General features: G+C 42.4%; 11 protein-coding genes. 6 read left to right on the forward strand and 5 right to left on the reverse strand.

Going from position 1 to position 15039, the window contains the following annotated elements; all coding sequences use genetic code 11:
• Positions 1-230, reverse strand: a 230-nt coding sequence (locus tag ACFFAP_RS26115) for a hypothetical protein (RefSeq protein WP_375513951.1), incomplete at its 3' end; no start/stop codon positions are given.
• A 134-nt stretch (positions 231-364) separates the two neighbouring features.
• On the opposite strand from ACFFAP_RS26115, the gene ACFFAP_RS26120 reads away from it, so the two are divergent.
• Both ACFFAP_RS26120 and ACFFAP_RS26125 read left to right on the forward strand, forming a co-directional pair.
• Positions 365-2284 carry a GTPase family protein gene (locus ACFFAP_RS26120; RefSeq protein WP_375513952.1) on the forward strand — a complete coding sequence of 640 codons (1920 nt, stop codon included), beginning with the start codon at positions 365-367 and terminating at the stop codon, positions 2282-2284.
• A 275-nt stretch (positions 2285-2559) separates the two neighbouring features.
• Positions 2560-4239: an ATP-binding protein gene (locus ACFFAP_RS26125; RefSeq protein ID WP_375513953.1), complete on the forward strand. Its 1680-nt coding sequence runs from the start codon at positions 2560-2562 to the stop codon at positions 4237-4239.
• 472 nt (positions 4240-4711) lie between these two features.
• On the opposite strand, the gene ACFFAP_RS26130 is transcribed toward ACFFAP_RS26125, so the two are convergent.
• Together ACFFAP_RS26130 and ACFFAP_RS26135 are read right to left on the reverse strand one after the other, a co-directional pair.
• Entirely contained in the window at positions 4712-5425 is a 714-nt protein-coding gene (locus tag ACFFAP_RS26130) for a hypothetical protein (RefSeq protein ID WP_375513954.1), read from the reverse strand.
• 363 nt (positions 5426-5788) lie between these two features.
• A complete protein-coding gene (locus tag ACFFAP_RS26135; RefSeq protein ID WP_375513961.1) occupies positions 5789-6898 on the reverse strand; it encodes an S-(hydroxymethyl)glutathione dehydrogenase/class III alcohol dehydrogenase in 1110 nt (369 codons plus the stop codon).
• A gap of 284 nt (positions 6899-7182) precedes the next feature.
• Between ACFFAP_RS26135 and ACFFAP_RS26140 the strand changes: the two genes are divergently transcribed.
• Together ACFFAP_RS26140 and rimM are read left to right on the forward strand one after the other, a co-directional pair.
• Entirely contained in the window at positions 7183-8466 is a 1284-nt protein-coding gene (locus tag ACFFAP_RS26140; RefSeq protein ID WP_375513955.1) for a valine--pyruvate transaminase, read from the forward strand.
• 14 nt (positions 8467-8480) lie between these two features.
• Positions 8481-9146 (forward strand): ribosome maturation factor RimM, encoded by a 666-nt coding sequence (gene rimM / locus ACFFAP_RS26145; RefSeq protein ID WP_375513956.1) that lies wholly within the window; start codon positions 8481-8483, stop codon positions 9144-9146.
• Between the two features lie 73 nt (positions 9147-9219).
• Here rimM and ACFFAP_RS26150 read toward each other — a convergent pair whose 3' ends face one another.
• On the reverse strand, positions 9220-10569 hold the full coding sequence (locus ACFFAP_RS26150; protein WP_375513957.1) for a hypothetical protein: 1350 nt from the start codon (positions 10567-10569) through the stop codon (positions 9220-9222).
• A gap of 8 nt (positions 10570-10577) precedes the next feature.
• Between ACFFAP_RS26150 and ACFFAP_RS26155 the strand changes: the two genes are divergently transcribed.
• Complete coding sequence (locus tag ACFFAP_RS26155; RefSeq protein ID WP_375513958.1) at positions 10578-10793, forward strand: hypothetical protein; 216 nt, start codon at positions 10578-10580, stop codon at positions 10791-10793.
• A 555-nt stretch (positions 10794-11348) separates the two neighbouring features.
• Here ACFFAP_RS26155 and ACFFAP_RS26160 read toward each other — a convergent pair.
• Positions 11349-11873 carry a hypothetical protein gene (locus ACFFAP_RS26160; RefSeq protein ID WP_375513959.1) on the reverse strand — a complete coding sequence of 175 codons (525 nt, stop codon included), beginning with the start codon at positions 11871-11873 and terminating at the stop codon, positions 11349-11351.
• A 310-nt stretch (positions 11874-12183) separates the two neighbouring features.
• Here ACFFAP_RS26160 and ACFFAP_RS26165 point away from each other — a divergent pair, with 310 nt between their 5' ends.
• The gene (locus ACFFAP_RS26165) at positions 12184-14565 is read left to right on the forward strand and encodes a phosphoketolase (RefSeq protein WP_375513960.1); all 2382 of its coding nucleotides are present in this window, start codon (positions 12184-12186) and stop codon (positions 14563-14565) included.
• Positions 14566-15039 lie beyond the last annotated feature (474 nt).

Raw genomic sequence — 15039 nt, forward strand, 5'->3', positions numbered from 1 at the left:
GTCAAAAGGTCATATAGCGTAGCATTTTTATCCTCACACTTCACAACTCTTCGTAACTCACGTTCCAACTCTTTCACCAAATCGATTGGAAATGATTTACTGAGACGAAGTTGGTCAACCATCAAACATAATTTATCATTTTGTCTTAAGAGATTCATAACTTTATTACTACCTAACGGTCTATTTAACTGCTCGCCGAAAGCTAATGCACTTACTTTGAGTTTTCCCAATCCATGCTGTGGTTTAGCACTGAATCAAAAATCATTAACAGAATCTCATGCATATTTAAAAACGATAGACTTTTTATAAGAGTAATTTTTGCAAAAACTCGAATTTCCCAACATTTCAAAGCAGGTATAGGGCAATGGTGCGATTAAAACCGTGGCAGTGGATCGTCTTAGCAATCCCGATCGCTTTCATCATCATTTTCTTGCTGGTATCCGCCGGTTCGCAAATTCATGCGTGGGGCATTAATTGGATTTGGGGTGTATTCACTCTTTTATTCGTTGGTTGGCGTTGGCTATTAGTCAAATGGACTCAACCTGCTGTTAACCAAGTAGAAGCTGTATTAGCCCAAGTCCAAGAAGAACTGGAATCAACAGCACAGGATACAGTAGGACTACCAGTGGGAAGTGATGTTACAAAGCTTGCAGAAGCCGCCCTTCAAGAGATTCTGCAAGCAGCACAAAGCGATCGCCCGATTTGGGAAGATTGGCAAACTTTTTGGACGCGATGCCAGGATTTGGTTGTAGCGATCGCTCATATTTACAATCCTCAAATACAATATCCCCTGCTAAACATTTACGTCCCACAAGCTTACGGGCTGATTCGGGGAACGGTGGATGATATGGATCGGTGGATACAAAAGTTATCCCCTGTCCTGAATCAGGTGACGGTTGGGCAAGCGTACCAAGGATACGAAGTCTATCGGAAGTTGGAGCCATCGGCTCGGAAATTCTGGAAAGCTTGGAACTGGGCCCAGTGGGTTTTAAATCCAGTGGCGGCGGTGGCAAAACAAGTCAGTCAGGGTTCTAGTAACCAGGCAACTCAGCAATTATTGGGGAATTTGAGCCAGTTATTTCGGGAAGCTGCCCTGAGAAACTTATGTCGGCAGGCGATCGCTCTTTACGGACGTACTACATTACCAGTTTCAGCAACCGTAGTATCCACACCCACTTTACCCAAGGCAAAAACTCAAACCCTCCGAGAAATCCTAACTCAAGCTCAACCAGCTGAAGCAGTTGAGCAAAAACCCGTGAATATTCTGCTGGTAGGGCGCACGGGGTCAGGTAAAAGTAGCCTGATTAACACGCTATTTCAGGCGAATCTCGCAGCCGTTGATGTTTTACCTAGTACCGATCGCATTCAAAATTATCAATGGCAGACTCAAAGTGGCGAAACCCTAACACTTTGGGACACACCTGGTTATGAACAAGTCAACCGTGCCAATCTCCGAAATCTGGTGCTTGATTATGCCATTAACGCAGACTTACTTCTATTAGTTACCCCTGCCCTCGATCCTGCCCTGCAAATGGATGTAGACTTTTTGCAAGATATTAAAGCAGAAGTTGCAGATTTACCTGCGATCGCCATCGTCACTCAAGTAGATCGTCTGCGTCCCATCCGCGAATGGCAACCGCCTTATGATTGGGAATGGGGCGATCGCTCAAAAGAAATTGCCATTCGAGAAGCTACTGAGTATCGTGCAAGACTGCTGGGAAACTTCTGTAATCTAGTTGTACCTGTGGTTACAGGTGACAGCAAAACAAATCGAATCGCTTGGGGAGTAGAGCGGATATCCTTGGGACTAATAGATGCGATCGCACCTACCAAGCAACTCCGTCTCGCCCGCTTTTTGCGTAACCTCGAAGCCCGCACCATCGCTGCGGCCAAAATTATCGACCATTACACCTTCCAAATGGCGACAACACAGGGACTAACGTCATTGCTCAAAAGTCCCGTCCTCCAGTTTGTTTCTACGCTCTCAACCGGATCTCCAGCTCTAGCATATATGCTGGCAGAGCAAATTCCCGTAGAACAGTTGCCGATAGTGATTGGCAAACTCCAAATGGGATATGAGCTTTTCTCGCTCTTGAATGCAAGTAACCCTAACCCGCTCAACTTTGAATTGCTATCCCTCTGGCCGCTATTGCTGGAAAACTCAGCTTCACCCGATCGCAACGCCTGGGCATTTGGTCACGCTTTAGTGGAATACTGGACTCAAAATTTGACGGTTGAACAACTCCGGCAGCGATTTGAGTATTATCTGTCGATCGCCAAATAATTTGTTTGCATTGAGGAATTAATGTCCATAAGCAATGTCTAAAACGGGGTACATCTACACATCTTTCATTCTCACAATTAGCTATTTGCGTATATTTTCGAGGTTAATTTTATCAAAAATAAGTATATTTATAGCATACGTAAAAAACAAAAATGCGGTAACGGGTCGTACTCTTAACATCAAAGTTCAGATTACGATTAAGAGTAGGTGTCTGCTGAAATCTACCCGCTTTACCTGAGTTTTTGCACAGACATCCCTTTTATTCGGAATTGTTTATGAAAAATATATTACAAACCTCCATCTCTCAAGAACAGAATTCACATAAGCCGTATAGTATTTCGTCTTACAATAGGTTGCTTTCGGTCGTGAAAGATTTGGCTTCTGTGCGGACTATTGAGGAAATTATTGAGATTGTGCGTTTAGCTGCTCGCGATCTGACTAATGCTGATGGAGTAACTTTTGTACTGCGGGATGGTGAATGTTGCCACTATGTCGATGAAAACGCCATCGGCCCACTTTGGAAAGGTATGCGTTTTCCGCTCAAGTCTTGCATCTCTGGTTGGGCGATGCTCAATAAACAAGCAGCCGTGATTGAAGATATTTACCAGGATGCTCGAATTCCGATTGAGGCTTACAAAGTAACTTTTGTCAAAAGTTTAGTGATGGTTCCCATACGGATTTCTGATCCACTGGGTGCGATCGGAGCCTACTGGAGTACACCACACCTAGCCACGCCCGAAGAGATAGAACTGCTTGAGATTTTGACCGACACTACAGCAGTTGCGATCGCAAACGTTCAACTTTTCCAGAAATTGACGAACCAAAATGCCCTGAAAGACAAATTTATTGCGATGCTAGCTCACGAGTTGAGGAATCCCGTTGCTCCCATCTCGAACGGGGTTCAGCTTCTCAAGTTGAAGCTAGGCGAGACTGGTGCAGTCGGACAAACAGTTTTAATGATGCAACACCAGATTAAGCATCTCTCGAAATTGATCGATGAGTTACTTGACGTATCGTCCATTACTTATGGGAAGATTTCATTAAACCTGGAGAAGGTTAATTTGGTGGAATTGGTTCGCCAGAGTCTCAATGACCATGCACAAGCAATAAAGAAATCGAACCGTAACGTAGTACAAGACCTACCAAACATGCCTGTGTGGGCTTATGTTGACCCAACCCGTTTCTTCCAAGTCTTTGGGAACCTTCTTGATAACGCCTTAAAGTTTTCCAAGCCAGATGGGATGATCTGGGTGGATCTCTCATTTATTCCAGGTGAAAATGGCTCAGGCAGTGTAGCGGTTTTATCTGTAAGAGACTTAGGCATAGGGATAGATCCGACAATCTTACCAGAACTATTTGAGCCGTTTACCCAAGCTGATCGCAGTTTAGACCGTTCGAGGGGCGGGTTAGGTCTAGGACTCTCAGTAGTAAAAAGTCTGGTCGAACTTCATGGTGGTAATGTTAAAGCCTCAAGTAGAGGGATAAATTTAGGAGCAGAATTCAAAGTCACTCTCCCTGTATGCGAAGAGATTACAGCTTGGCATAACGACCTGGAGATTATAGAAGAGGCTAAAAAATCGTTGAAGATTTTAGTCATCGAAGATAACGAGGATTCAGCCGTAACATTAAAAGCAGTGCTTGAGTACTTCGGGCATGAAGTTTCCGTTGCTAACAATGGAATTTCAGGGGTAGAAACTGCAAGAGAGTTTGAGCCTCATGTGATTATTTGTGACATCGGACTTCCTGAAATGGATGGATTTGCTGTTGCACAGGAACTTAGTAAAGACTCCAAATTTACTCGCTCAATTCTGATTGCGCTCACCGGCTACGGTGGCCAAGAGGACAGGGAGCTTGCGCTTAAGTCTGGTTTTAAATGCCACTTGACCAAGCCTGTAGACTTTGAAATACTTACGGCAGAAATTGATCGATACTTTGATGAAGTATCATCAGGTTAACGAATTTTGCTACTTTCTCATCCTTACTTCAATCCCCCGTTTCTCTCAAGAGTTACTCAGTACTAGGACTTACGCAGTGAAAACCTGAAACCTCGATCCCCCCTAACCCCCCAATTTATTGGGGGCTTTTCAGATTTTCCCCAATTTATCGGGGGTTGGGGGATCTATTCTGCGTAAGTCCTAAGCACTCCTGAGAGGATGTTTTAAAAGTGATTTGTTGTAATTTTAAGCACTTGTTGATCCCCCCTAACCCCCCTTAAAAAGGGGGGAACCGGAATCAAAGTTCCTCTTAAAAAGGGGGATTTGGGAGGAGCTAAAACCTTTTGCTACTAACTAGTGGACTTTTAAAACATCCTCTGAAGCCACGACCAGAACATCGAGGTTTGCTGCACTATGTCATGTAAAAACAGCAAATAACCGTAGCTTTTCACGGATGCATATCAAGGATTTAATTAGAATGAAATAACCCTATCTATATACATGAGTCATAGTCTGCAAATTCCTTTAAATAATCAAGAATAGAAGTACCAAATTCATCATTAGAAACTTCATTCTTGAGCAGTAGATTTGTAACTCCGGTTTCACCCCTTAGATGAGCAGCCGCAAGGATACCAGATTGTGTAATTTTAGCTCCTTGCAGTTCCTGTCCAATGAACTCTTCAATCGAACGTCCATTTTGCTGAAGGATTTGACTAATTCGATTCGAGTTCAAGCTAAATTCCTCTTTAATTGCTGTCTCTTGTACACCATTCTTGTTTTGCAGAAATTCTTCCTTACTATTAATTTCATTTTTACCTTTCCAAGTACCACGCCAATAATTCTTATCTACGCCGTTACCTCCACCGTTGTAAGGATTTTCAACTTGGTAGTACTCAAGCTCTATAAGTAGTGTTTCACCAAATTGGTACTTACCAATAAACCCTAAAGTATTTTCAATGTCAGAAGGTGGAGTTTGCTGTCCTGTTTCTCTTATAGCAAGAGCTTCTAAAAATTGTTCACAGCTTCCTCTATTCTGAGCAATAAGATTGTTCCTCGTAATGTTGTTAGTAATTGAGGATGTACTGTAAGCATAACTAGCTTCACAGGTTAGGAACAATCCAGTCAGAAGTGAAGGCAGAATCAGTTTGGTAGCGATGATTCTATCCAACTTTAGGTAAGCAACTTGTGTCCTAGAAGATAAGTTCATGATGTTTTAGGCTATTGTCTCTTGGTTTTACAAACAGTGGGTTCGGTATTTAATACTCTTCAGCATTAGCTTTGTATTTGATGCCAAAACAATGAAAAATTTTGAAACGGCATCACATACAGACAGGGCAAACACAAGTATCGACCCAACCCTCACTCATGTTACTTTAACTATAGGCCTCTTTTAAAACGACCCTTGTGAGAGAGGCAGCAGCCCTATTTTGAATACATCCCCAGCTTCCAGGCTGGGAACGAAGCGATACAAAAATTTAGGCTTTTATTAGTGGCATTCCATCAGCTACAAAGCCTTTTTAATTACGAATTACGTTAGCGTAGCGGGGCGTAGCCCATTACAAATTACGAATTAAAAAATCATCACACTCCGAATTGATTCCCCTTTATGCATCAACTCAAAAGCATCATTAATTTGCTCAATGGGCATCACATGGGTAATCAGATCATCAATATTTATCTTACCTTCCATATACCAATCAACAATTTTTGGCACATCTGTACGTCCTTTAGCGCCACCGAATGCTGAACCTTTCCAAACGCGCCCAGTTACTAATTGAAAAGGACGAGTGCTGATTTCTTGTCCAGCACCAGCAACCCCAATAATCACGCTGACACCCCAACCTTTGTGGCAGCATTCTAATGCTTGACGCATAATTTGGACATTACCGATACATTCAAAACTGTAATCAGCACCGCCTTTTGTTAAATCAACCAGATAGGGAACTAAATCACCCTCTACTTCCTGGGGATTGACAAAGTGCGTCATGCCAAACTTTTCTGCTAAAGCGCGTTTGTTGGGATTGATATCCACCCCGACAATCATATTTGCCCCTACCATCCGCGCCGCTTGGATGACATTTAAACCAATACCACCCAAGCCGAAAACCACAACATTTGCTCCCGGTTCCACCTTGGCAGTATTGATGACTGCACCAACACCAGTAGTCACACCACAGCCAATGTAACAAACCTTATCAAATGGCGCGTCTTCCCGAATTTTTGCCAGGGCGATTTCTGGCAGCACCGTATAGTTAGCAAAAGTGGATGTACCCATATAATGATGAATCATTTGCCCATCAATGCTAAAGCGACTAGTGCCATCGGGCATAACACCGCGTCCTTGAGTTAAGCGAATGGCTTGACAAAGATTCGTTTTGAAACTCAAACAATATTCGCACTGGCGGCATTCGGGAGTGTATAGGGGAATTACATGATCCCCTGGTTTGAGACTGGTGACACCAGCGCCTACCTCCACTACCACACCAGCGCCTTCATGCCCCAAAATTGCCGGAAACAAACCTTCGGGATCGTCACCAGATAGGGTAAAGGCGTCGGTATGGCAAACTCCGGTGGCTTTCACCTCAACTAGCACTTCGCCAGCTTGTGGCCCCGATAGTTGAACGGTTTCAATTGTCAACGGCTTACCTGCGCTGTAAGCTACTGCTGCTTTAACTTGCAACATCAACCCTCCTGTATAGTTTTTTGATGTTCTCTTCAATGCTGAAGCACGGGGATTATTTCACTTAAACATATTGGGCGCATGATACACTTTTGTATCACTTCATCATATTTACTAAGCACGATCGCCGCTATAACGATAAATAGCACTTTGTTAAAATATCATTCTGTAGCTAAATTGGTTAAAGGCGGCAACAGGTGTTTTGGCAACGATGTAAACTTGATGTCCGCAGTAACCTCCAAATAATTTGTCCACCCCTCAATTAATACATTTTGTCACAGCTTATGAACCCTGCCCTAACTCAAATTGGCGCTCAAATGTCCAACCTGACTGGCGTAAGAGCAATCATGAAGGATATTATCGAGACATTACGAGCGGGTGCAGGGCAGCAGTTTATTAATTTGAGTGCTGGTAATCCGTTGATTTTGCCAGAGGTAGAGCAGTTATGGCGGGATTGTACTGCACAGCTTTTGGCTAGTCCAGAATATGGTGAGGTAGTTTGCCGCTACGGATCAAGTCAGGGCTATGCACCATTTGTTGAAGCGATCGCAAATGATTTTAACAAACGCTACGGGTTAAACTTAAGCGATCGCAATATCCTCATTACCCCCGGCAGTCAAACCCTCTACTTCTACGCTGCGAATACCTTCGGTGGCTACACCCCTAGCGGCGAGTTAAAACAAATCGTTTTGCCCCTAAGTCCTGACTACACAGGTTACGGTGGTATCTGCTTAGTTCCAAAAGCCTTAATCGCCCACAAACCGACTCTTGATATTGATGCAGCTGCCCACAGATTTAAATATCGCCCCGACTTCAGCCAACTTACGATTACAGAAAATACTGGTTGTGTCCTCTTCTCTCGCCCCTGTAATCCCACTGGCAATGTCCTCACGGATGATGAGGTGAAAAAGATTGTTGCCCTTGCTGCACCTTACAATCTGCCCGTGTTAATTGACTCGGCTTATGCGCCTCCCTTCCCAGCATTGAACTTTACCGAAATGACACCAGTGTTTGGTGATAATATCTTACACTGCATGAGTTTATCAAAAGCGGGATTACCAGGAGAAAGGATTGGTATTGCTATTGGGGATGAAAAGTGGATTGAGGCGCTGGAGTGTTTCCAAGCAAATATGAGTCTCCATTCTTCACGTTACGGCCAAGCGATCGCAGCTTATGCAATCAATTCTGGTGCTTTAGTGGAAATTTCTCACACTGTCATCCGTCCCTTTTACCAAAATAAGTTTACCGTTTTAGAAACCAGTTTAGAACAAGCGATGCCCAAGGATTTGCCTTGGTTCCTCCATCGCGGTGAAGGAGCAATTTTTGCTTGGTTGTGGTTACAGGATTTACCCATAAGTGATTGGGAATTTTATCAGCAAGTTAAGCAAGTAGGTGTGATTATTGTCCCAGGAAGTAGCTTCTTCCCCGGTTTAGAGGAAGAGTGGACCCACAAGCACCAATGCTTCCGCATCAGCCTCACCGGCAGCGATGAAGAGATAGCCACTGCTATGCAACGTTTAGCAAAAGTGGCTGAAGAAGCTTATAAAGGTGTGACTGTGACTGCCTAGTAGGGAAAATATAAATGAAACACGAAGAACCTAACAAAGAGATAGGGAGCAGAGGCGCAGAGGCGCAGAGGAGCAGAGGAGGAAGAGGAAAATCAAAAAAGTCCAATCCCCAATCCCCAGTCCCCAATCTCGACAATTGGCTAGAAATTGGTAAAATTGTTTCCCCTCAAGGATTGTCTGGAGAATTAAAGGTTTATCCTGTATCTGACTTCCCCGAAAGATTTGAGGGATCGGGAAAACGTTGGTTGTTGCGTTCAGGTGACATAGAACCGCAACCAATCGAATTATTGACAGGACGTTACATCAGCAACAAAAACTTGTATGTAATCAAATTAGCTGGTGTGGAAAATTGCGATCAAGCGGAAGCGTTGCGCGGTTGTAAGCTAATGGTGCCAGTAAGCGATCGCCCCCAATTAGGCGAAGATGAATATCATGTCCTTGATTTGATTGGCTTGGAAGTCTTCATGCAAGTATCTGGCGAACTCGTTGGTACGGTGGTAGATATTATCCCGGCTGGGAATGATTTGTTAGAAGTCAAATTGCATGAATCATTTTCTACTGATAAAAAGCAAAAGACTGTTTTGATTCCATTTGTACAAGCGATCGCACCAGTAGTAGACTTGCCATCTAATCGCATTGAAATCACGCCACCGCCTGGGTTATTGGAAATCAATAATTAGGTCATTCCTCGATCTGCCTCTAACTTCGCTTGACCATAGCTTCACAGTATTTCATTTTTGTGTGAGCAACAAACTAATCTTGAGTTGTCTTTGATGCGATCAAAATTGAACGCTGTACCTGAATTGGAATATTAAGTATATTCGCTAGTTTTTGACGATGCTTAAATCCTATATCGTGCATATAACAATGGCGCAAAATAATCTGTTTCAATAAGCGATCGCAAACAGGATTTTTGGAGAATTCAGAGTGTAATTTATCAATCTTGTCGGTATCTAATTTTTTTTCAAACTGCAATTCAATAATTTCTTGAATCAAGCAGAATGTAGGCTTATTTTTGGTTTCGGTGACTTTAATATATATGTCACGACCTTTAGGGGAACCTAAAGAAAACGAAATTTTGTAAAGCATTGCCAAAATAACTGTGTAATTAATCCCTAAGTAAAAAGACTCAACTTCCTGAATAATTTTTGAGTCGGGAAGATTTGGATTTTCTTCTAATATCTTTTTAATTTTTCTGATTGACTCTTCTCGCACGTTTTCCGAAAATCTTAGAAAGACGCTAAGAAATCTTAATGAAACCAAAACTGATTCTTCATAGATGAACTCTAGAGAGTTTCGCCCTAGTGAGCCAAGCCTATTTCTTAAAATTTGTCCACAGACTTCAATTGCTCTGAATACTTTGTTCACCTTTACCATGAATTCTTCTACGTCTTTGTCGTCACCTACAGAGCTATTCTGATCTTCATGTTGTTCAATAAAATCTTTTTGTCTATCATCTTCTAATCGTTCTTGCCTTGCGTCACGATTCTCTAAAACAAGGTCAGGTATTTCTTGAACAAAATTTTGAAGAAAAGATAAAGAACTTGCTTCTAGTGTTACTTCTTTCTCATCAGAAAAAATATCCATAACAGAAACTAGAATCTCGTCAAGAATCCACGTATTTTTGGAATGGTACGTAAGAAACAGAACTATGTTTGATGCCTTCTCAAGATGAATCGTATTTACTAGATGTTTTATTCTCTTTTTAGCTTCTTCACCTTGATGAAGAGAGTCTGCCAATTTTTTTGCTGCAAAGAAGTAAAACAGATAACGGTAACGAAACTTTAAACCAGCCTCTGATTGTTGCAGAATAAATGAATTGACCAAATCTCTAATTACTTTGTCTTGATCAACTGTTGTTATAAAATTATCTGAGTACTTTTTAAAAAATACCTCTAAGCCAGAGTCATCAAGACTTTCGGAGGGAGACTCTAAAATTGCTCCCCCAAGTTCTGATAAAACATTGAGATATGTATCAATCTCATTTTGTTTTACATGAACACGCTCTAGAGCTTGGTAGATCAAATATTGATAACAGTGTCCGTAAGCAGTGATTTCAAGTCTCTGCGTGGTCATTGTCTCAAAAGACTGAAGAAGCGTCAAAATGTGGAATGGTTTTGCTGGAACTACATTCTTGCGTACAAGCGAGTCTACATGGAGACGCAGTTCATCTATCTTTGCCCAAATCTGCTGATCGTCTGTTTCTTCAGTTAAGTCTAGTGCAACCCATTTCTCAATTAGTTTGGCACGATGGACATTATCAAAAGGGAGAATTTCTAATTTTTTATAATCATCAAGCTCAGGAAAATCAGGTACGGCAAATCTAAAAGATTCCTCAGCAAACAGAATAGTACGAGGAAAAATCGAATTAAGACTTGCTAGAAATTTACTTTTACCCTTATGATTAAGTTTGACTGCTGATATATCATCAACAATACAAATAACATTAGATTTCTTAATAAATTCTTCTGCCGATATAAAATGATATGTATCTGAAACTAACTTTGCAATTTGTTCCTCAATCCTAGAACTTTTTATATTTGCCCCGTCAAGCAGTAAAGGTAAGAATCCAAAGGAAAGAGCATCTAAACAGATTTTTTTGGCAAGAGTAGTTCTGCCTGACTGCTCATCTCCTAAAATAAGGATACGGTTATCATATTCTAGTAGCTTTTCACCTGAAATATTCGATGAAATTCCTTCTAACGATTCTTTTATAACTTTTAAATTAGGGAAGACAAATAAATCATTTAGAGAAATAGTTTCACGATTTCGATGTGCAAACTTTATTCCAGTATCATCAAGGAAATCTTTAAATTTATTTGAGAATTCTATATTTGAGTTGGAAGGAGTGCTTAAACTACTGGAGTTGTGTTCACTAGAATTTAAAGAATCTGTTTTTTTTTAATTGCTCTGTTAATCAAGCTAATAAAAGTTGGACAATGGTTACGCAAGAAGTTTTCTGTATCTAGCTCTGCTTCGTAAGAAATTCCCACAAAAGGAGGGATTGAAGAAATTACTCCTTTGACCTTTGCTGCTGCTGATTTATCTGGCTGATTCAGTTTATCTCGGATTTCTCTCAAGATTATAAGGGCTTCATCAGGATAGGTAGATGAGCTTACCTCAATTTTATGAACTTGGTTCACAATTTCTATAACTACAACCTGTGCCTCTTGTTCTGAAATTTCGATAGATTCTGACTGCTCTGATAGAATCTTCCAGTACTCTTGCTCATACGGCTGCATCGATTTTTTTAATTTGGTAATCTGCAACTTAATTCGCTCCTTGTCTTCATCGGGAGTCGTTGTCAACGTCAATTCTTTACTGAACACTTGTTTACGATAATTGGTCAAAATTTCCTCAACCTCACCCAGGCGATCGCTTGACATCCCCATACTCCAAAATTTCAAAAACAATTGTTCAGTTTTACACAATCTATTTCATTATGTCTTTGGGGTTTTTACATAATTAGGACTTACACATCGTACATCAGTACTATACGTAATTTGGATATTTCAGCCACGTTTAGCACCCAGCGATGTCTACGATGGGCTACGCCTACGCAAATATGGGAGTAAATCAGGTTTATGCGAAGCGCCTGAAACCACCAAATATAATAGACTGAAAAATTCATCATCGGTTAGATGGCCATCATCAGGAAAACAAGTACAATTACTTACTGGTGAATCCGTGAAAATCATTTTGTAATGGAGTGTCGAAATGACATTAGCCAGTCCTCCACAAACAAAGCCTTTAACAGATGAAGAATTACACAAGATAAACGCTTACTGGCGTGCAGCTAACTATCTTTCGGTTGGGCAGATATATCTACTCGACAATCCGCTACTCAGAGAACCGCTAAAGCTGGAACACATCAAACCCAGACTCTTAGGGCATTGGGGAACAACACCAGGACTGAACTTTATCTATGTTCACCTGAATCGGGTCATCAAAAAATATGACCTCAACACAATATATATTGCTGGCCCCGGTCATGGAGGCCCTGGACTGGTAGCCAACACCTACCTAGAAGGCACTTACACGGAGTATTATCACAACATCTCCCAGGATGCTGAGGGAATCCAGAAACTCTTCAAACAATTCTCTTTCCCTGGTGGTATTCCCAGCCACGTTGCACCGGAAACCCCTGGTTCAATCCATGAAGGCGGGGAACTAGGTTACTCCCTCGTCCACGCTTTCGGTGCTGCCTTTGATAATCCCGACTTAATTGTTGCTGCTGTTGTCGGTGACGGCGAAGCTGAAACAGGTGCTTTAGCGACTAGCTGGCATTCCAACAAATTTCTGAACCCTGTGCATGATGGGGCTGTACTGCCGATTCTGCACTTGAATGGATATAAAATTGCTAATCCAACAGTACTGGCACGGATCAGCCATGAGGAATTAGAAAGCTTATTTGTAGGCTACGGCTACAAGCCATACTTTGTTGAAGGTGACGATCCCGCAGATGTCCATCAGCAGATGGCGGCGACTCTAGATATAGCGCTCGCCGAAATTCAAAGTATCCAGAGAGAAGCGCGCGTACATGGTTTCACCGAACGTCCTCAGTGGCCAATGATTGTCATGAAAACCCCCAAAGGTTGGACAGGGCCAAAGGAAGTTGATGGCAAAAAAACAGAAGGTTCTTGGCGATCGCACCAAGTTCCCTTTGGAAACATAGCCAAACAGCCAGAACATCTGAAACTCCTAGAAGATTGGATGAAGAGTTACAACCCAGAAGAACTCTTCGATAGCAACGGTAAGCTGATTCCCGAACTAGCAGAATTAGCTCCCAAAGGTCATCGACGCATGGGTGACAATCCCCACGCTAATGGCGGTCTTTTGCTTTGCGACCTGAAGATGCCCGACTTTCAAAAGTATGCCGTAGATGTTCTCAAACCAGGGCAAGCGATCGCTGAAGCTACCCAAGTTGCCGGAACTTTCCTCCGGGATATCATGGAACTTAACCAGGAAAGCCGCAACTTCCGCATCCTCGGCCCAGACGAAACAGTATCAAATCGCTTAAGCTCTGTGTTAGAAGTCACAGACCGAGATTGGGTAGCCCAGATCCTCCCAGAAGATGACCACCTTTCCCCCGACGGTCGGGTGATGGAAATTCTCAGTGAAACTTGTTGTCAAGGATGGTTAGAAGGCTACCTCCTCACAGGACGCCACGGGTTTTTCTCTTGTTACGAGGCGTTCATCCACATCATTGACTCGATGTTCAATCAACACGCCAAATGGCTGAAAACGACTAGACATATTCCCTGGCGTAAACCAATTGCTTCCCTCAATTATCTACTCACCTCTCACGTTTGGCGGCAAGACCATAACGGCTTCTCCCACCAAGACCCCGGTTTTATTGACCATGTAGTTAATAAAAAAGCAGAGATTGTTCGCGTGTATTTGCCCCCCGATGCCAACACTTTGCTATCGGTAACTGACCACTGCCTGAGAAGCCGCAACTATGTTAATGTCATCGTTGCTGGAAAGCAACCAGCATTGCAATACCTCAACATGGATGCTGCTATCAAGCACTGCACCAAAGGCATCGGCATTTGGGAATGGGCAAGCAACGACCAAGGCGGAGAACCAGATGTAGTAATGGCTTGTGCTGGGGATATTCCCACCTTAGAAACCTTAGCGGCTGTGGACATTCTGCGCCAGCACTTCCCTGATTTAAAGGTGCGCGTAGTGAACGTAGTCGATTTAATGACACTACAGCCAAAAAGCGAACATCCCCACGGTTTGAGCGCAAAAGACTTTGACACGATTTTCACCACAGATAAACACATCATCTTTGCCTTTCATGGCTATCCCTGGTTGATTCATCGCTTAACCTATCGTCATACTAACCACGATCAAATGCATGTGCGCGGCTACAAAGAAGAAGGAACTACCACCACCCCCTTTGATATGGTTGTTCTTAACGAACTTGATCGCTTCCATTTAGTGATGGACGTAATTGAGCGCGTACCAAAACTAGGATATAAGGCAGCTTATGTCAAGCAGCATCTGCAAGATAAGCTGATCGAACATAAGCAATACATTGATAAGTACGGCGACGATATGCCGGAAATTCGGGACTGGAAGTGGCCCTATTAATAGGAGGACTTACGCAAACAATAACCGAAACCCTTATTTTCAGGTAGGGGCAATTCATGAATTGCCCCTACAATCTGTAGTTTTGCGTAAGTCCTAAATAGGAGATAAGTGAAAAGAGGCAGAGAAGAAACTCTTGTGCCTGCTTTTTCCTTTTTTAGGACTTATACCATTTCTTTGTGAAGCTGCGCCAAATCTCTTAATTTCTTATTTCTTGGTGTACTTGGCGCTCTTCTCTAACGAGACGCTGCGCGATGGCGGTTCGTTCTTTTTTCTTGCACTATAAGCGCATCTTCATACAGAATTGGTATTACGGGACTACCAAAAAAATAAATTATGTAAGCGATCGCTTTGTGTTTAATAAAAGCAAGTTTGCTAAGTTCCTATATTAAATTCGGGCAATCGTTGATTGAATTCGGGCAGTCGTTTATTGAATTCGGGGTGTCGTTGATTGAATTCGGGGTGTCGTTGATTGAA

The sequence above is a fragment of the uncultured Nostoc sp. genome, from assembly GCF_964245575.1.
Classification (GTDB): domain Bacteria; phylum Cyanobacteriota; class Cyanobacteriia; order Cyanobacteriales; family Nostocaceae; genus Nostoc.

Coding starts and splice junctions, on each gene's coding strand:
- ACFFAP_RS26120 (WP_375513952.1), top strand. CDS start 365: ATGGTGCGATTAAAACCGTGGCAGTGGATCGTCTTAGCAATCCCGATC.
- ACFFAP_RS26125 (WP_375513953.1), top strand. CDS start 2,560: ATGAAAAATATATTACAAACCTCCATCTCTCAAGAACAGAATTCACAT.
- ACFFAP_RS26130 (WP_375513954.1), bottom strand. CDS start 5,425: ATGAACTTATCTTCTAGGACACAAGTTGCTTACCTAAAGTTGGATAGA.
- ACFFAP_RS26140 (WP_375513955.1), top strand. CDS start 7,183: ATGAACCCTGCCCTAACTCAAATTGGCGCTCAAATGTCCAACCTGACT.
- rimM (WP_375513956.1), top strand. CDS start 8,481: ATGAAACACGAAGAACCTAACAAAGAGATAGGGAGCAGAGGCGCAGAG.
- ACFFAP_RS26155 (WP_375513958.1), top strand. CDS start 10,578: ATGGTTTTGCTGGAACTACATTCTTGCGTACAAGCGAGTCTACATGGA.
- ACFFAP_RS26165 (WP_375513960.1), top strand. CDS start 12,184: ATGACATTAGCCAGTCCTCCACAAACAAAGCCTTTAACAGATGAAGAA.